Here is a 15,606-nt window from a genome sequence, read left to right as displayed (position 1 = left end):
AAAACAATGAAGCACGACATTTTCGAAAAACGCCCGATGGTGCTGCTGATCGGTATCCTCATGGTGGTATCGATCGGCGGGTTGGTGGAAATAGCGCCGCTGTTCTTCCTGTCCTCGACGATCGAAAAAGTGCAGGGCATGCGGCCATACTCGCCGCTGGAGCTGGCGGGGCGCGACATCTACATCCGCGAGGGTTGCTATAACTGCCACTCGCAGATGATCCGCTCGCTGCGCGACGAGGTGGAGCGTTACGGCCACTACAGCCTTGCCGCCGAGAGTATGTACGATCACCCGTTCCAGTGGGGCTCGAAGCGTACGGGGCCGGACCTTGCGCGTGTCGGCGGCAAGTATTCCGACGCATGGCATGTCGACCACATGCGCCGCCCGCGCGATGTGGTGCCGGAGTCGGTGATGCCGGGTTATCCGTTCCTGGAAAAGCGCAAGCTTGACTATTCCGACATGGACAAGCGGCTGCAGGCGCTGCGTATCGCCGGCGTGCCCTACACGGATGAAATGATTGCATCCGCGAAGGCAGACGTGGTGGCGCAGGTTTCGCCTGACACGGATGAATCCAAGGCGTTGCTTGAACGATATCCTAAAGCGCAGGTGCGTAAATTCGATGGCGCTGGAGGAGATCAGCCGAGCGAGCTCGATGCGATGATCGCCTATCTGCAGATGCTTGGGACGCTGGTCGATTTCACCAAATTCGACGCAGCCGGTCCGAACCTTCGGTGAGGCCAGACCAATGGATTATCAGTCCGCGACAGTCATATCGCAGATCATAGCACTGGTGCTCTTTGTCGGATTGTTCCTGACCATCATCGTCTACGTGTTCTGGCCGGGAAATAAAAAGAAGTTTGATGAGGCAGCACAGGTGCCTCTCGACGACAAAGACGACGAACCGGAGGGGAAGGCCTGATGGCTGAGAAAGAAATTGACAGCGTCACCGGCGTCGAAACGACCGGGCACGTCTGGGACGGCGATCTGAAGGAACTGAACAAGCCGCTGCCGAAGTGGTGGCTGTACACGATCTACGCCACCATCGTCTGGGCGATTGGCTACTGGATACTCTATCCGGCGTGGCCGTTGCCGGACGGCGGATACACCAAGGGCATCTGGGACTACAGCCAGCGCGCCGTGGTTACGCAGGAGGTTGCCGACGCGAAAGCGGCGCAGGCCACCTACTTCAAGAAAATTGAAGAGACGCAGCTCGAAGACATCCTGAAAAATGAAGAGCTGTTGCCCTTCGTCATGGCTGGCGGTGCGGCTGTGTTCGGCGACAACTGCGGTCCGTGCCATGGCAAGGGTGGCGCTGGCTCGGTTGGTTATCCGAACCTTAACGACGACGACTGGCTGTGGGGCGGCACGCTGGAGGCGATTGAATATTCGATCACCAATGGCATCCGCTCCGGACATCCGGAAGCTCGCGACATGGCGATGCCGCGTTTCGGGCTCGATGGTCTGCTGAAGCCGCAGGAAATCGCTGACACGGCACAGTATGTTCTGTCGTTGTCGGGCGGCGCAACGGATGAGGCTGCAGCAGGGCGCGGCAAACAATTATTCGCTGACAACTGTGTTGCGTGCCATGGCGAAGACGGCAAGGGCAATCCGGCTGTCGGTGCGCCAAATCTCGCCGATAGCATCTGGCTTTATGGCTCACGCCTAGCAGATGTCGAGCGGTCCATCGTGACAGGTCGCGGCGGCGTTATGCCCAGTTGGGGTGGTCGTCTCGACCCCGTTACGATCAAAATGCTAACCGCTTATGTGCACTCTCTGGGGGGTGGACAATAAGTTGGAGACGCGTGTCCCTAGCCATCCAAGACGCGCAGGAATGCCATGAATCAGACGACTGAAGCGACCGTCGGGCAACGACCGATGGAGGCTTACATCGGGCGCAAGAAAATCTATCCAAAGCTTGCGCACGGCTTTTACCGCAAAGTGAAGTGGGCGGTGCTGGTCGTCACGCTGGGCATCTACTATTTGCTGCCCTGGTTGCGGTGGGATCGTGGACCGAACCTGCCGGACCAGGCATTCCTGCTGGACTTCGCCAATCAGCGGCTGTTCTTCGGCCCAATCGAAATCTGGGCGCAGGAACTGTACTACATCACCGGCATTCTCATCCTCTCGGCATTGGGGCTGTTCCTTGTGACAGCTGTCGCCGGGCGGATGTGGTGCGGTTACACGTGTCCGCAGACAGTGTGGACGGATCTGATGATCCTGGTCGAGCGCTTCTGGCAGGGCGACCGTAACGCGCGCATGCGGCTCGACAACGGTCGGTGGACGTTCGAGAAAATCTGGAAGAAGGCAGGCACGCACATTTCGTGGCTGCTGATCTCGGTCGCGACCGGCGGTGCGCTTGTCTTCTATTTTCGCGATGCGCCAACCTTGTTGGTTGAGCTCTTTACCGGCGAGGCGCCCGCGGTCGCCTATGCGTTCCTGGCGATATTCACCGGCACGACCTATCTGCTGGGCGGCATCGCGCGCGAGCAGGTCTGCATCTATATGTGTCCGTGGCCGCGCATTCAGGCGGCAATGTTCGACCGTGAATCGTTGCTCGTCACCTACCGGGATTATCGTGGTGAGCCGCGCGCGCCGCACAAGAAGGGGCAGCCGTGGGATGGACGTGGCGACTGCGTCGACTGCAAGGCGTGCGTCACCGTTTGTCCGATGGGCATTGATATCCGCGATGGCTCACAGCTTGAGTGCATACAGTGTGCGCTGTGCATCGATGCCTGCAACGACATCATGAAGCGTGTCGGTCGTCCGCAGGGTCTCATCGCCTACGACACCTTCGAGAACGTCGAAGCGCCGGTGCATCTCGCTCACCCAAAGGTGAAGCTGTTCCGTCCGCGCATCGTGCTTTACTCGCTCATGATGCTTCTCGTTACGGGCATTATGGCTGCGGCGTGGATGAATCGTTCTTCCACAGATGTAACCGTTCAGCAGGACCGCAACCCGATGTTCGTCAAGCTGTCGGATGGCAGCCTGCGCAATGGCTTCACCGTCAAGCTACTCAACAAGGAGCATCACGGGCGTGGCTTCCAGCTTGGCATCGCCGGGCTTGAGGGTGCGAAGTTGACGGTGGTAGGCTTTGACGATCCGACGTCAACCATCAAGGTTGCGTCCGATAATCTGCGTGCACTGAAGGTGCTTGTTACGGTGCCGGTGGCCATGCGCGACAAGTTGAAGGGCGCCGCCACACCGTTCCAGTTGATCGTCACCTGTGCCGAGAATGGCGACGTTACACATCACGATCTCAACTTCCGGGGACCCGACCAATGAGTGAGACCGCTGCACCTGCCTTGCCGCGTGGGCGCCGATTGCAGGGCCGCCACGTGTTCATGATCCTCGTCGGATTTTTCGCCACCATCGTGGTTGTCGACGGCTTCATGATCTATCAGGCCGTTACGACGTTTGGCGGCCTCGAAACCAACGACGCCTATCGCAAAGGCCTGCATTACAACGACCGCATCGAGCGTCAGGTTGCTCAATCGGCCAACGGCTGGAGCGATACTGTCAGTGTCGTCGGAACGCCTGCGAAATTGCGCGTTGTGCTGCATGGCCGCGACAATGAGACCGTCGCCGGGCAGGCCCTGAGGGCCCGGGTTGGGCGGCCAGCCACGAACCGTTATGATATGAACCTGGAACTGGTTGAAACAGCCCCGGGCTTGTACGAGGCCCCGCTGGGTGATGAGATGGCCGGTGGGGCGTGGATTGTTGACGTCAGCGCGTTCAATGCGAGCACGGATAACGACCCGGCCTATCAGGCGCGGAGCAGGATATGGATAGGGCAGTAACCCTTCCTTTGCCCGGCGGCATGCCGGGCGGCGGAGCATCGACACGCGGCGGCAATTCGCCGGAGGAAGATCGCGGGCCCCGTACGATTCTTCTCATCGTAGAGAATATGGTGTGTGGCGCCTGCATGGGCACCATCGAGCGCGCATTGCGCAAGGTGCCTGGCGTTGAGGCCGCCCGTGCAAGCCTTTCCACCCGTCGCGTTTCGGTCACCTATGACGAAGACACGACCGAGCCTCTGCAACTGATCGAAGCGCTCGATCAGGAAGGTTATCGCGCTGCTGAGTCCGTTGGCAGCGCCGATGAGGCTGCCAATGCCCGCGCCGACGATCTTTTGCGTCGCCTTGGTGTTGCCGGCTTTGCGCAAGCGAACGTCATGCTGCTGTCGGTTGCGGTCTGGGCTGGCATCGCCACCGACATGGATGCTTCGGCCAAGAGCCTGTTTCACTGGCTATCCGGTTTGATCGCGATGCCGGCGATTGCATATTCGGGCCAGCCGTTTTTCCAATCCGCCCTCGCGGCAATCAAGGCGCGCCGCCTGAACATGGATGTGCCGATCTCGCTCGGCATCATCCTTGCCACGGCGATGAGCGTCTATCAGTCCTATCGCGGCACGGAGCAGGTTTATTTTGACGCCGCCATCACACTTACGTTCTTCCTGCTGATCGGCCGCTATCTCGACGAATACATGCGCGTGCGCGCACGGGGCGCGGCGGAGAACCTTATTGGCCTGAAGGCGATGGCGGCGAATGTCATCGGCGAGAACGGCGCGGTGCGCCGCGTGCAGGCGCGTGAACTGACGCCGGGCATGCGGGTGCAGGTGGCGACCGGCGAACGCATCCCGGTCGATGGCCGCATCGTCAGCGGTTCAACTGAAATCGACACCAGTCTCATTACCGGCGAATCCGTGCCCCGCGCAGCGTCGGGCGGTGAAGCCGTGCACGCCGGAACGGTCAATCTGGGTGGCGTCATCATCGTTGAGGCCACCGCTACCGACGAAAACACGCTGCTGGCTGAAATCGCCCGTATGGTGCAGGCCGCCGAGCAAGGCCGTGGCCGTTATGTGCGACTTGCGGACAGGGCAGCGCGCCAGTATGCGCCAGCGGTGCATCTGCTCGGCGCGTTGACGCTTATTGGCTGGATGATCGCGGGCGCTGGTTTCGAACGTTCGCTGACGTACGCCATCGCCGTGCTCATCATCACGTGTCCGTGCGCGCTGGCGTTGGCGGTTCCGGCCGTGCAGGTTGCGGCGGCCAGCCGTCTGTTCGCCAAGGGTGTGATCGTCAAGGCGCCGGATGGGCTGGAGCGATTGTCGGAAGTCGACACGATCGTGTTCGATAAAACCGGCACGCTGACGCGGGGTGAGCCGTCGCTCTCCAATGCCGACCAGATCGACGATCCCACGTTGGCTGCAGCCACATCACTCGCAGTGGCGAGCAGACATCCCTATTCGCGCGCGGTCGTGCGCACGGCGCGTGAACGTGGATTGTCCTTCGCCGCCGCAGAAGGAACGGTCGAAGAGCCGGGCAGCGGATTGCGTTGCGAAGCTCCGGATGGAGCTGAGCTGCGCCTCGGATCAGCCGCCTGGGTCGGCGTTGAAGGCTCCGATGGCGCGCAGGCACCATCGTCGTCGCTGTGGTTCCGCGATGGCAGCGCGCCGCCGGTTGCATTCCGCTTCCAGGACGAGTTGCGCTCCGATGCGGCAGCGCTGGTCGGTGATTTGCGCAAGGCGGGCTTCAAGGTCTGTCTGCTGTCGGGCGATCGCGAAGAGGCCGTGCGCGACGCGGCCGCTGCATGTGGCATTGATGACTGGTCCGCTGAGGTTCGCCCGGCTGGAAAAATTGAGCGTCTCAAACAGCTCAAGGCTGAAGGTCATCAGGTTCTTATGGTCGGCGACGGCCTCAACGATGCGCCGGCGTTGGCCGAGGCGCACGCTTCGCTGTCACCATCGACGGCGGCGGATGTCAGTCAGATCGCGTCGGATGCTGTCTTCCAGGGCGAAGCGCTGGAGCCGGTTGCCGAGGCATTGAAGGTTGCGCGGTCGTCGCAGCGGATGGCGATCGAGAATTTCGGAATTTCGCTGGCCTATAACGCTGTGTTCGTACCGCTGGCGGTTGCCGGCTACGTGACGCCGTTGCTGGCGGCGGTGGCGATGTCGCTGTCGTCAATCGCGGTCACGGCGAATGCCCTGCGGCTGCGGAGCCGTCGTCTCACGCTCACCTCAGAAGCGACGCCGATGTGGACGCTGGACGGGAGCTCGACAAAATGACGGCGCTTGCCTGGTTGATACCCTGCGCACTGGTGCTTGGCGGTTTGGGGTTGGTGGCGTTTCTATGGTCGCTGCGCAGTGGCCAGTTCGACGATCTTGAAGGTGCGGGCTGGCGCGGCATCGAGGATCATGCAGGGCCGGATGTTTCCGGACCGGAGCGCCAACAGGCTGCGCCCGCTTCAAAGCAGGACGATGCGCTCAAGGCCGACTAGATCTGCGTGGTGTGACCGTCGTCGATGACTTGGTGGCTTTCAGTCGCTGCGGATGCCATCATGGGTCAGCAGCAGATCGCACTTGCAGTCCAGCATCTCGCGCGAGATGTCGAGCCGCTGCTCCGGGTTCTGGACATTAACAACCACAAGCGCTGCACCGGACTGCAGATGGCGCGAAATCTGCTCCGACAATCGCCCGCAACTGAGCCCGGGCAGACTTGTAACCGGCCCGTTCGAAGTTGGCTCCGCTGCTGACACGACATCGACATCCCGGCTCGCGCAGCGGCGTAGTCGCTCGGCGACGCTGGCGGCAGCAGCGGGCTGGAAGAATACGCCGACGACAAAGCTGGGCCGAGCACTGTCGACGCCCTTGCAGACGTTGCAACAGGTCTTGTCCGTGCCGTGTGATGTAGATTGTGCCACCGGACTGCGCCTTCGTCTGGTTCGGTCAAACGGCGCTAAAGTAGCCTGTGGCAACCGCCAGGATTTGACCCGATTGTGCGCTTGTGTGACAGCATGTAACAGAGGCGACCGCTTTTTCTGAATGTGCCGTCCATGTCCATGCAAGACGACCAACAAACAATACTGATAGTTGACGACGAGCCGCAGGTGCGTGAGCTGCTGCGGACGGGGCTGGAAGCTGAAGGATTTCATGTGCTTGAGGCGGCTGACAGCCGGCAGGCGATGGAGCAGGTGGGCCGCCAGAACGTCAGCCTGATAACGCTCGACCTGAAGCTTGGCGGCGAAGACGGCCTGAAGTTCGCGCGTGAATTGCGCATGGCGAGAAATACTCCGATCATCATGATCACCGGCAAGGGCGATGCGATCGATCGTATCGTCGGGCTGGAGCTGGGCGCCGACGACTACATCCCCAAGCCGTTTCTGATGCGCGAAGTTGTTGCCCGCATCAGGGCGGTTCTGCGCCGTTACGTCAGCAGCGCGACGCATGCGTCAGCGGGTGCGGACAGCGCCGACGAGCGCTTCGCATTCGATGGCTGGACGGTGGATATTGCGCGGCGGGAGGTGCATGATCCCGCCGGCGAGAGGCGCGATCTCACAACCGCCGAGTTCAATTTGCTGGCTGTATTTCTGCACAAGCCGGGGCGTGTGCTTTCTCGCGATGATTTGATGGATCTGCTCAAGGGCCATGAGTGGACGCCGATGGACCGCTCGATCGATGCGCTCGTCGCGCGCCTGCGCAAGAAGCTTGAGCCTGAGAGCGAGCGGCCAATGCTGGTGAAGACGGTGCGCGGCGTTGGCTATGTTTTCGCCGGCAGCGTCAAGCGACTTTAGCCTAGAGTGCGCCAGTGCTTCCGGGAAAGTGGGCACCGGTTTTCCGATAAGAAGCACGGGTTAAGAGAGTGCTTCCGGAAAAGTGGGCACCGGTTTTCCGACAAGGAGCACGACAAAACATAAACCTGGAGCCGTTCCGCGATGCAATGAAACGCGAGACGGCTCTAGAGCGCGCGATCCGATCGAATCCGGATCGCACGCTGCAGTCTTTATTGATTGGTCGCATTTTCTTGCGACGAACCGTGTGCACTTCGTCGGAAAATGCTCTGGCCCATTTTGCGCAGCGTCACCTCGGCTGTGCTGTTGAAGGTAAAACATCATGACGCGGCAAGGCCCGATCATCGTCACGCTGAAAATTCTACTCGTGCTCGCGGGCAGCGCTCTCATGGGCCTGCTGCTGCTGATGACCATCGGCTTTATCGTTGGCGCCCCTGACAAGCCAACCGCTGATCGCATCCGCGAAGAATGCACCTCGCGCTTTGCCAGCGAAGGCGGTGATGCGGTGGAATCCTGTGCGGCCGAACTTATGGCCCGTGCGGCTGATGACGAACGCCAGCGTATGCTTGATGAAGCCTATCGAGCCGCGCAGAAGCCCAGGCAATCGGCTGAGTAGCGCGACGCGCCGTTCGCTCCGAGCCACCCGGCGCAAGCTTAAGGATCAAGGATCGGCGCGGTGCAGGGCGTCGTATAGCGCCGTAGCAAGCTGAGCGCGTTTGTAGGGCTTGCGCAGGATCGGACCGCTGCCGGCTTCCCACGGTGCATGGCGTGCTTCTTCGGCAGCGTAGCCGGTGGTCAGCACAACCTTTATGTGCGGCGTGTGCTCGCGCACCCAGCTCGCAACATCGTATCCCGACATACCACCCGCCATCACAATGTCGCTCAACACCAGATCGACGTGTTCGCCTGATCTCAACAGGCTGATGGCGGCCGGCCCACTTTCGGCTTCCAGCGCGACATATCCCAAACCTTCGACGCGCTGCATCGTAACTTCGCGCACGTCGGCGTTGTCTTCGACAACCAGGATGATCTCGCTGGCCTCCGACATAGGCACCGCTTCTGCGGATTGGAGCGCTACGGAGCTTTTTTCCGCGTCGGCACGCGGCAAATAAAGGCGCACAGTGGTGCCGCGTCCCGGCGTGCTTTCGATTGCAGCATGCCCGTCCGATTGCTGCGCAAAACCATAGACGGTGCTGAGGCCGAGGCCGGTTCCCCGTCCGGGTTCCTTGGTGGTGAAAAACGGCTCGAACGCGCGCTCGATAATATCCGGCGGCATGCCGTCGCCGCTATCGGAGACCGAGAGCATTACGAACTGGCGCCCGCCACCGTCGAATGGCAATTCGCTGCCTTCGACGTTGCGCGTTTCAATAAGCAACTCGCCACCAGTCGGCATCGCGTCACGGGCGTTGATAGCGAGATTGAGAATTGCGTTCTCGACCTCGCTTGGATCGACCTTGGTGGTCCAGAGCTTGCCGGCCAGCATGGTGCTCAGCGTGATCGGCTCGCCTATGGAGCGCTTCAGGATTTCCATCAAGCCCAGAACGAGCTCGTTGAGATCCAGGACCTGCGGTGACAGTGATCGCCGACGCGCGAAGGTCAGCAGCCGCTTTGTAAGTGCCGCGCCCATGTCCGCTGCGTCGCCGGCGCGTTTGAGCAATGTTTTCGAGTTGGGCTCAAGGGAGTTGGAGCCAAGCAGTTCAAGGTTGCCGGAGATGATGGTCAGCAGGTTGTTGAAGTCATGCGCCACGCCGCCGGTTAGCTGGCCGAAGGCTTCCATGCGCTGGGCCTGAATCAGCGCGGCATGGGCCTCTTCGCGCCGTTTGATTTCCGCTTCAAGCGCTCGGGTGCGCTCGGCAACGCGTTCTTCCAGTTGCGAGTTGGCGCGCGCCAGCTCGGCTTGAGCCCGCTTGCGTTCCGTCACATCGCGCACCACCACCATGAAGACGCGCTGACCGTCGATTTCCTGTTTGGCGATGGAGGCTTCGGCGGGAAATTCGCTGCCGTCCTTGCGTCGCGCGAAAATCTCCTGCCGCTCTCCCATGCGGCGCGCAGCCACGCGGGAGGCAGAAAACACCGCCACGTGTTCCTTGTGCAGCGGCCGAAAGCGATCCGGAATGAGATTATCGAGCGGTTGGCCGATGATCTCGTCCTTGGTGTAGCCAAACATCGCCGCAGCGCCGTCGTTGAACAGCATGATGCGCATCTGCTCATTCAGCGAAATGATGGCATCGGCAGCAATCGCCAGAATCGTGGAGATCTGCTGTTCGGCGATTTGCAGTTCAGTCTTTTGATCGCTTGGAACTGGTTTGTCGGTCTGTTCTGGCATCGATGGCGGCTGCAAATGGATGGCTTGCCGCGATTGAAGGCCAAGTCGAATTATTAGGCAAGGCCGCTGTTGCGCAAGCCGCTGCGGTTCTTGGGAACAGGAAGTGCGCCGCAGGACAGTTAAAGATCGACTGACGCTTGCACGGGTGCACTGCTGCGCCGCCAGTTGGCCGCCATAAATTCCGGCGGAATGGCAATCGACCAGCGCACACCTTCGGGCGGAAATTCGTAAGCGACGTGGGCATTGAGCGCCTGTCCGACGACCTTTTCGATCACGACGTGGCCAAAACCCTTAACCGTTGCCGGTATCACGCGCGGGCCGCCCGTTTCGCTCCAGTTCAATATCAGCCGCATCACGCCTTCTGCGTCCGGCTCGAAGTGCCAATCCATGCGCACCTTGCCGGACGATGTGGAAAGCGCGCCGTATTTTGCAGCGTTGGTGGCGAGTTCGTGCAGCGCCAGCCCAAGGTTCTGCGCTGCGGTTGCATTGACGAAAACCATCGGTCCATCGCACTCCAGTGCGTCCGATGTATTGCCGATGAAGGGTTGCAGCACTGCGCGGATCAGTTCTTCCAGCGATGCGCCCGTCCAATCCTCGGCGACAAGCAGGTCGTGCGATGCAGAAAGGCTCTGCAGGCGTTGAATGAGCTGCGACTGCAGTACTTCTACGTCCGAGCTGGTACGAGCTGTCTGTCGCACCATCGCGACGATAACCGCCAGCAGGTTTTTGGTGCGGTGGGAAAGCTCGCGCATCACTGTGCGCAGATGCTTTTCGGCGCGACGCCGCTCGGTCACGTCGCGAAACACGGCGGAGAATCCGAAGATGTGGCCATCGGGTCGGCGCATCGGAGCGACGTTGATGGCGACGTCAAGCATCGAGCCATCCTTGCGCTTGCGGATGGTGTCACGCATGACGTGCTGGCCGGCACGCAGGTGAATATATTTCTCGTCGAATTCAGACTGGGCGTCGTCGGGAAAGAGCAGGCGCTCCGATTGCCCGATTACTTCGTCGGCCGCATAGCCGAACATTGCCTCGGCGCCAGGATTCCAGGATTGGATGATCCCGTCGTGCGACATCGAGATAATGCCGTCGGCTGAGGTGGCGACGATCGTTGCGAGCTGCGCGTTCTTCTCCGCTTCCTCCAGGTGCTCGGTGATGTCGGTGTTGGTGCCGAACCAGCGTATGACGGTGCCTTTGTCATCGCGAATAGGCATCGCGCGAGAAAGAAACCAGCGATAGACACCGTCGCGGCCTTTTAGAGGGAATGTGTCCTCCCACACCTCACCGGTTGTGAGGCAGCGGTTGATTTTCTCCATCACGCGTTCGACGTGATCGGGGTGCTGACGCAGCGGCCAGCCCCATTCCCGGGCCTCCTCAAAAGGCAGGCCGGTGTAATCAAACCAGCGCTTATTATACCAGAAAATGCCGCCTTTATGGTCGGCCATCCAGGCGAATGCTGCGATGTTATCGGCCAGCGTCCGAAAGCGGGATTCGCTCTCGCGCTGGGCGCGTTCCGCATAAACCCAGGGTGTGGTGTCTGCGACGATCGCCAGCACGCCGCTGGGCACGCCGTCGTCGCCGAGAATTGGACTGTAGTCCAGGTTGGTCCAGACATCCTGCGGTGTTTCGTGCAGCCGCAAGGTGAAGTGCTTGTCGCGGAATGAGAGCGACTCGCCCGCCAGAACATTTTCGATGACGCGTTGATTGAAGTCCGCAGTTTCGGGCCAACCAACAAGCACAGGCTGACCGAGCAGACTGGGATGCCGCGAGCCAACAAAACTGGCATAGCCGTCATTATAGATCATCGTACCTTCCGGTCCCCAGAGGACCAGCATAGGCACGGGCGAAGCGGTTATGATGTCGACTGTAACCTTCAACGCAGTAGGCCAATTTTCAATTGGACCTACAGGTGTTGTGCTCCAGTCGAACTGGCGAATGTGGGTGCTCATCATCCGGCGGGCAATAGACGGCATTGCGGTGCCTGTGCTCAACTTGTTATCCGGGCTTCAGTTCCCGGCAATTCCTGCAAAACGCGTTTTTATTTCGATGTTACCGGTGTCCGTCTATCGCCCCGCGATTTGAAGCGACGAGCTAACCCATACACCTTGACTGCCTCTAGTAACTGGAACCCGGTGTCGCCGCGAGGTGTTTTGCTGGTGCAGTATTTTTGCGTAGCAAGAGGATGTCATGGGTAACTTGCTCTATTGGGCGGTCGTATTTCTGGTGGTTGCCATCGTCGCGGCATTTTTGGGTTTCGGCGGAATAGCTGGTGCTGCAACTGAAGGAGCGCGTCTGCTATTCTGGATCGCAATTATTTTGCTGGCTCTCGCCGTAGTAGGTGGCATGCTCCGCCGAGGCTGACAGTGAGAGAGGCCGGTGGCGAGACACTCCGTCGGATCGACTTGTGGTTGCGCAACGCCCTGTCCAGCCAACCGTAATTAAGCGGTTAGATGGTAGGGTGTTGAGGCAGCCTACTGCCTTATTAGAAGGTAAAGCCTTCCTATAGGTCAAAGAACATTCGAAACACCGACGGAACTTTTCACGCAACTGAGCGTTTCGAAACCGTTTTGCTGTCTGGGTGCTGATCCGGCACCGGAACGCAAATTGTGTAAAGGGGAGAGCATGTCGATTTCTGATATTATCGCGGCGCAATTGCCTTATCTACGGCGGTTTGCGCGCGTCCTCTCGGGCAGCCAGGAAAGCGGTGACGCCTACGTAGTGGCAATGCTTGAGGCAATCGCCGCAGAGCCTACGGTATTTCCTGACCAGCTGGAGCCTCGGGTTGCGACCTATCAAGCGTTCCTTGATGTTTGGAATTCAGTAGAGCTTAATCATACCAAGGAAGAAGGCACTTCCGAGCGACTGGCCGCGGCCGATCGCAAGCTGGAAGCGATCACTCCCAGGGCGCGTCAGGCGTTTCTGCTGATGGCGGTTGAGGAATTCTCTACCGCCGATACAGCCGCAGTCCTGCGAACCGACGAGGCCGAGGTCAAAGCGCTTGTCGATCAAGCGGCATCCGAAATCGCCGAGCAGGTGGCCACAAACGTCCTCATCATCGAGGACGAGCCGATGATTGCACTGGATCTGGCCGATCTGGTTTCGGGCCTGGGCCATGGCCATGATGTCAGCGACACTGCGCGCACGCACAAGGAAGCGGTGGCTGCGTTCCAGAAGCACAAGCCGGGTCTGGTGCTGGCTGATATTCAGCTGGCAGACGGCAGCTCCGGCCTGGAGGCTGTCAACGAAATCCTTGAGACCTTCGACGTGCCGGTCATCTTCATCACGGCATATCCGGAACGTCTTCTCACGGGCAGCAGGCCTGAGCCGACCTTTCTGATCAATAAGCCGTTCCGCACCGAGACGGTGCAGGCGGTTATCAGCCAGGCACTGTTCTTTGACTACAAGGCGCGCAGTCCCAACGCTGAGGGTGCATCGGTATGAATGCTGTCGATCAGAGTGACAAGCGGAGCGCTGTAGCGACCGCTCTCGATTGAATTCAACAGAGACGAAGCGAACCAAACGAAGGCGGGGAGACCCGCCATTTTCGTTTGGGCGCGCGCGTTGATTGAATATGATGATTGAAGGGAGCAAGCCCGAAGGGTGGCGCCAAGGCGCGGGGCTTCAGCTACTAAACCGCCCGCGCGCGTCGAGAGCTGCCTGCCGGCGTTGTTGGAGTGAGCGGCGGCCTGTCGGTATCGGCACTTTGGTTGGCTTTGTCACTCGCGGCCGGTGTCTGTGACATCAGTTCGTTGAGACGCGTGCGCGCACGGTTCACCCGGCTTTTCACAGTGCCAACGGCACAGCCCGCAACCGCAGCGGCATCCTCATAGGAAAAGCCTTCCGCGCCGACAAGAATGAGAGCTTCGCGCTGGTCAGCCGGCAGCTTGGTCAGGGCGTTGTTGAGATCCAGAAGATCGAGATGACCCTGTTGCTCCGGCGGAGCTGACAACTTCGCGGCGTGATAGCCTTCGCTATCGGCAATTTCACGCTTGGTCTTGCGCAGCTCCGAAAAATAGGCGTTGCGCAGAATGGTGAAGAGCCAGGCCTTGAGGTTTGTGCCCTCTTCAAATGAATCGAGATGGTTCCACGCCTTGACCAGTGCTTCCTGCACAAGATCGTCGGCGCGGTCGCGATTGCCACACAACGAGATCGCAAACGCGCGCATATTTGGAATAGCGGCGATCAGATCGTTATGAAGCGGGGTGTCGGTCTGTGCGGAATGGCTCAACGGCTTTCCTTTCCGCTTCGCTGTTTCGCATTGCTGGTAGCTGAGGGCGACGGATCGCGCCGTTCAAGCTTCTTCACAAGATCTGTGATGCTGTCGGGAAGTGGTGTGCTGAGCAGCTCGCCGTAAGCGGCCCTCAGTTGCCGCCCCAGAATCTCGGGCAGTACATCCTGGTCGCGAACCCGTTGATGCGCGGATGTCGAATTGGGATCACCGGTTGCCGGGGAGGGATGCTCATCCTGCCCGCGCTCATGCCCGTTATCGTGACCGACTGCCATTGAACTGGAAATATCCTGCGTGGTGTCGCTGTCGGACGAAGTGGCAGAGGCCTGCACTTCGGGAGACTGCTCCAGAGGCGCGGATGCTGCCGTAGTGCGAACGCTCTCACTCTGGGGTGGAGCGCCTTTGCCCCAGCCGGCATTTTTTTCTTCAGACATTAAATCATGGCCCTCCCGTGCATTCCCCCTTCAGGCATTGTCGATCCGACCTTGAATTGGCCCCGTGTGCCGTATGATAGGCTTGGGCATATGGCATACAACGTTCTGTGAGCCACGGGCGTTCCCAATTGGTCCATCTGTGTACAACAATATTTAAGCACGGAAGACGGGAGCTCGCAGCCCATAAGCTGCGAACTCCCGTCAGATGATCTGGATCAATAATCCGATGTCGCTGGTCACCAGCGGCTCATCGCCTGATCGACCTGCTTTTTCACATCGTCTTTGGTGATGCCGTACCGCTCTTGAATCATGCCTTCAAGCTGCTCGCGGTTACCATTGATCTGGGCAATCTCATCGTCTGTGAGCTTGCCCCACTGTTCCTTCACCTTGCCACGAAACTGCTTCCAGTTTCCGCTGACGCGATCCCAGTTCATGTTGCACTCCTTGAAGCTCTGTACGGTGAGTACACGGCAAAAACTGAGTTACGGCGGTAAAAGTTCCGCGTGAAGTATCGGTGATATGAAACGTGATCCGACATGACTTGGCGCTGCGCGCAGCCGATAGCCTGTTGTCGCGACGGGACGGAGGAACTTTAGGTTGATGGCGGTGTTGGATTTTTAACAGCCAAGGGAATTTTACAGGAACGTGGAAGGTGGAACTGGTTAGACATCAACTCATGATTTCAATCGGCAGAAAATTTCGTGATGCCATGAAGAGCACGTGTGCCGATCCGCTTTCGCCATCGATTGCGCATGCGCTCGACAAAGTCCGTCAGTTGGAAAAATCCATGCGTTCCGGTGAAAACGGCGCTGAAACCGTAGCCGACGGCGAAACTTAGGCGCCGTTTTAGCTCCGGAAGAGCATAGCGCCCTGATAAGTGCTGATCTCAATTCCCCCTTTTACTGAACAACATTTGGCCGATATTGGAGATAATCTGCGCCTGGGGACCAAACGAAGTTGGCGTACATGCCGGTGCATACCATGGCATGGCCGCCTGCGACGTGTATGGGAGAGGGTGATGGGCGCGATCATGATCCGCTGTCCGAAGACGG

The 15,606-nt window shown here is 59.6% G+C and carries 19 protein-coding genes; 13 read left to right on the top strand and 6 right to left on the bottom strand.

What is annotated here, in order from left to right:
* The first annotated feature begins 6 nt into the window (after nucleotides 1-6).
* The 7 genes from ccoO to ccoS are packed head-to-tail and all read left to right on the top strand — an operon-like array spanning nucleotide 7 to nucleotide 6,276.
* Complete coding sequence (gene ccoO, locus C6Y62_RS00215; RefSeq protein WP_068463950.1) at nucleotides 7-735, top strand: cytochrome-c oxidase, cbb3-type subunit II; 729 nt, start codon at nucleotides 7-9, stop codon at nucleotides 733-735.
* A 10-nt stretch (nucleotides 736-745) separates the two neighbouring features.
* Entirely contained in the window at nucleotides 746-919 is a 174-nt protein-coding gene (locus C6Y62_RS00210) for a cbb3-type cytochrome oxidase subunit 3 (protein ID WP_083509819.1), read from the top strand.
* Nucleotides 919-1,791 (top strand): cytochrome-c oxidase, cbb3-type subunit III, encoded by an 873-nt coding sequence (gene ccoP, locus C6Y62_RS00205; protein ID WP_173952326.1) that lies wholly within the window; start codon nucleotides 919-921, stop codon nucleotides 1,789-1,791. The genes C6Y62_RS00210 and ccoP overlap by 1 nt, the downstream gene beginning before the upstream one ends.
* 45 nt (nucleotides 1,792-1,836) lie before the next feature.
* A complete protein-coding gene (ccoG, locus tag C6Y62_RS00200; RefSeq protein WP_173952325.1) occupies nucleotides 1,837-3,282 on the top strand; it encodes a cytochrome c oxidase accessory protein CcoG in 1,446 nt (481 codons plus the stop codon).
* Nucleotides 3,279-3,797 carry a FixH family protein gene (locus C6Y62_RS00195; RefSeq protein ID WP_173952324.1) on the top strand — a complete coding sequence of 173 codons (519 nt, stop codon included), beginning with the start codon at nucleotides 3,279-3,281 and terminating at the stop codon, nucleotides 3,795-3,797. The genes ccoG and C6Y62_RS00195 overlap by 4 nt, the downstream gene beginning before the upstream one ends.
* Nucleotides 3,782-6,064 (top strand): heavy metal translocating P-type ATPase, encoded by a 2,283-nt coding sequence (locus tag C6Y62_RS00190; RefSeq protein WP_246274194.1) that lies wholly within the window; start codon nucleotides 3,782-3,784, stop codon nucleotides 6,062-6,064. The genes C6Y62_RS00195 and C6Y62_RS00190 overlap by 16 nt, the downstream gene beginning before the upstream one ends.
* A complete protein-coding gene (ccoS, locus tag C6Y62_RS00185) occupies nucleotides 6,061-6,276 on the top strand; it encodes a cbb3-type cytochrome oxidase assembly protein CcoS (RefSeq protein ID WP_173952323.1) in 216 nt (71 codons plus the stop codon). Before C6Y62_RS00190 ends, ccoS begins: the two co-directional genes overlap by 4 nt.
* A gap of 39 nt (nucleotides 6,277-6,315) precedes the next feature.
* On the opposite strand, the gene C6Y62_RS00180 is transcribed toward ccoS, so the two are convergent.
* Nucleotides 6,316-6,699: a hypothetical protein gene (locus C6Y62_RS00180; RefSeq protein ID WP_157066824.1), complete on the bottom strand. Its 384-nt coding sequence runs from the start codon at nucleotides 6,697-6,699 to the stop codon at nucleotides 6,316-6,318.
* A 132-nt stretch (nucleotides 6,700-6,831) separates the two neighbouring features.
* On the opposite strand from C6Y62_RS00180, the gene C6Y62_RS00175 reads away from it, so the two are divergent.
* Nucleotides 6,832-7,569, top strand: a complete 738-nt coding sequence (locus tag C6Y62_RS00175) for a response regulator (protein ID WP_068463968.1) — start codon at nucleotides 6,832-6,834, stop codon at nucleotides 7,567-7,569.
* Nucleotides 7,570-7,888: 319 nt separating this feature from the next.
* Nucleotides 7,889-8,182, top strand: a complete 294-nt coding sequence (locus tag C6Y62_RS00170) for a hypothetical protein (RefSeq protein ID WP_173952322.1) — start codon at nucleotides 7,889-7,891, stop codon at nucleotides 8,180-8,182.
* A gap of 45 nt (nucleotides 8,183-8,227) precedes the next feature.
* Here C6Y62_RS00170 and C6Y62_RS00165 read toward each other — a convergent pair whose 3' ends face one another.
* Complete coding sequence (locus C6Y62_RS00165; protein WP_173952321.1) at nucleotides 8,228-9,892, bottom strand: PAS domain S-box protein; 1,665 nt, start codon at nucleotides 9,890-9,892, stop codon at nucleotides 8,228-8,230.
* 119 nt (nucleotides 9,893-10,011) lie between these two features.
* A complete protein-coding gene (locus C6Y62_RS00160; protein WP_173952320.1) occupies nucleotides 10,012-11,697 on the bottom strand; it encodes a sensor histidine kinase in 1,686 nt (561 codons plus the stop codon).
* A gap of 52 nt (nucleotides 11,698-11,749) precedes the next feature.
* On the opposite strand from C6Y62_RS00160, the gene C6Y62_RS00155 reads away from it, so the two are divergent.
* The 3 genes from C6Y62_RS00155 to C6Y62_RS00145 all read left to right on the top strand — a co-directional run bounded on the left by C6Y62_RS00155 (nucleotide 11,750) and on the right by C6Y62_RS00145 (nucleotide 13,333).
* Nucleotides 11,750-11,974 carry a hypothetical protein gene (locus C6Y62_RS00155; RefSeq protein WP_173952319.1) on the top strand — a complete coding sequence of 75 codons (225 nt, stop codon included), beginning with the start codon at nucleotides 11,750-11,752 and terminating at the stop codon, nucleotides 11,972-11,974.
* Nucleotides 11,975-12,079: 105 nt separating this feature from the next.
* On the top strand, nucleotides 12,080-12,253 hold the full coding sequence (locus C6Y62_RS00150; RefSeq protein WP_083509821.1) for a DUF1328 domain-containing protein: 174 nt from the start codon (nucleotides 12,080-12,082) through the stop codon (nucleotides 12,251-12,253).
* Nucleotides 12,254-12,514: 261 nt separating this feature from the next.
* Complete coding sequence (locus C6Y62_RS00145; RefSeq protein WP_173952318.1) at nucleotides 12,515-13,333, top strand: response regulator; 819 nt, start codon at nucleotides 12,515-12,517, stop codon at nucleotides 13,331-13,333.
* Nucleotides 13,334-13,520: 187 nt separating this feature from the next.
* On the opposite strand, the gene C6Y62_RS00140 is transcribed toward C6Y62_RS00145, so the two are convergent.
* The 3 genes from C6Y62_RS00140 to C6Y62_RS00130 form a co-directional block, all read right to left on the bottom strand.
* On the bottom strand, nucleotides 13,521-14,120 hold the full coding sequence (locus C6Y62_RS00140; protein WP_276509933.1) for a sigma-70 family RNA polymerase sigma factor: 600 nt from the start codon (nucleotides 14,118-14,120) through the stop codon (nucleotides 13,521-13,523).
* The gene (locus C6Y62_RS16260) at nucleotides 14,117-14,554 is read right to left on the bottom strand and encodes a NepR family anti-sigma factor (protein WP_246274192.1); all 438 of its coding nucleotides are present in this window, start codon (nucleotides 14,552-14,554) and stop codon (nucleotides 14,117-14,119) included. The genes C6Y62_RS00140 and C6Y62_RS16260 overlap by 4 nt, the downstream gene beginning before the upstream one ends.
* Nucleotides 14,555-14,790: 236 nt before the next feature.
* Nucleotides 14,791-14,988 carry a CsbD family protein gene (locus tag C6Y62_RS00130; protein ID WP_068463986.1) on the bottom strand — a complete coding sequence of 66 codons (198 nt, stop codon included), beginning with the start codon at nucleotides 14,986-14,988 and terminating at the stop codon, nucleotides 14,791-14,793.
* Between the two features lie 275 nt (nucleotides 14,989-15,263).
* Between C6Y62_RS00130 and C6Y62_RS16585 the strand changes: the two genes are divergently transcribed.
* The gene (locus C6Y62_RS16585; protein ID WP_276509932.1) at nucleotides 15,264-15,392 is read left to right on the top strand and encodes a hypothetical protein; all 129 of its coding nucleotides are present in this window, start codon (nucleotides 15,264-15,266) and stop codon (nucleotides 15,390-15,392) included.
* Nucleotides 15,393-15,606: the final 214 nt, after the last annotated feature.

The organism is Hyphomicrobium sulfonivorans, from assembly GCF_013306565.1.
Lineage (GTDB): Bacteria > Pseudomonadota > Alphaproteobacteria > Rhizobiales > Hyphomicrobiaceae > Hyphomicrobium_A > Hyphomicrobium_A sulfonivorans.
The sequence above is the reverse complement of the archived record's forward strand: the minus strand, read 5'-3'. Positions and strand labels throughout refer to the sequence as shown.

What these genes read in the sequence shown, in the direction of transcription:
- ccoG (WP_173952325.1), top strand. Translation starts at nt 1,837, where the DNA reads ATGAATCAGACGACTGAAGCGACCGTCGGGCAACGACCGATGGAGGCT.
- C6Y62_RS00210 (WP_083509819.1), top strand. Translation starts at nt 746, where the DNA reads ATGGATTATCAGTCCGCGACAGTCATATCGCAGATCATAGCACTGGTG.
- ccoS (WP_173952323.1), top strand. Translation starts at nt 6,061, where the DNA reads ATGACGGCGCTTGCCTGGTTGATACCCTGCGCACTGGTGCTTGGCGGT.
- C6Y62_RS00195 (WP_173952324.1), top strand. Translation starts at nt 3,279, where the DNA reads ATGAGTGAGACCGCTGCACCTGCCTTGCCGCGTGGGCGCCGATTGCAG.
- C6Y62_RS00165 (WP_173952321.1), bottom strand. Translation starts at nt 9,892, where the DNA reads ATGCCAGAACAGACCGACAAACCAGTTCCAAGCGATCAAAAGACTGAA.
- C6Y62_RS00190 (WP_246274194.1), top strand. Translation starts at nt 3,782, where the DNA reads ATGGATAGGGCAGTAACCCTTCCTTTGCCCGGCGGCATGCCGGGCGGC.
- C6Y62_RS00150 (WP_083509821.1), top strand. Translation starts at nt 12,080, where the DNA reads ATGGGTAACTTGCTCTATTGGGCGGTCGTATTTCTGGTGGTTGCCATC.
- C6Y62_RS00130 (WP_068463986.1), bottom strand. Translation starts at nt 14,988, where the DNA reads ATGAACTGGGATCGCGTCAGCGGAAACTGGAAGCAGTTTCGTGGCAAG.
- C6Y62_RS00145 (WP_173952318.1), top strand. Translation starts at nt 12,515, where the DNA reads ATGTCGATTTCTGATATTATCGCGGCGCAATTGCCTTATCTACGGCGG.
- ccoP (WP_173952326.1), top strand. Translation starts at nt 919, where the DNA reads ATGGCTGAGAAAGAAATTGACAGCGTCACCGGCGTCGAAACGACCGGG.
- C6Y62_RS16585 (WP_276509932.1), top strand. Translation starts at nt 15,264, where the DNA reads ATGAAGAGCACGTGTGCCGATCCGCTTTCGCCATCGATTGCGCATGCG.
- C6Y62_RS00170 (WP_173952322.1), top strand. Translation starts at nt 7,889, where the DNA reads ATGACGCGGCAAGGCCCGATCATCGTCACGCTGAAAATTCTACTCGTG.
- C6Y62_RS00175 (WP_068463968.1), top strand. Translation starts at nt 6,832, where the DNA reads ATGTCCATGCAAGACGACCAACAAACAATACTGATAGTTGACGACGAG.
- ccoO (WP_068463950.1), top strand. Translation starts at nt 7, where the DNA reads ATGAAGCACGACATTTTCGAAAAACGCCCGATGGTGCTGCTGATCGGT.
- C6Y62_RS00160 (WP_173952320.1), bottom strand. Translation starts at nt 11,697, where the DNA reads ATGATCTATAATGACGGCTATGCCAGTTTTGTTGGCTCGCGGCATCCC.
- C6Y62_RS00155 (WP_173952319.1), top strand. Translation starts at nt 11,750, where the DNA reads ATGTCGACTGTAACCTTCAACGCAGTAGGCCAATTTTCAATTGGACCT.
- C6Y62_RS16260 (WP_246274192.1), bottom strand. Translation starts at nt 14,554, where the DNA reads ATGTCTGAAGAAAAAAATGCCGGCTGGGGCAAAGGCGCTCCACCCCAG.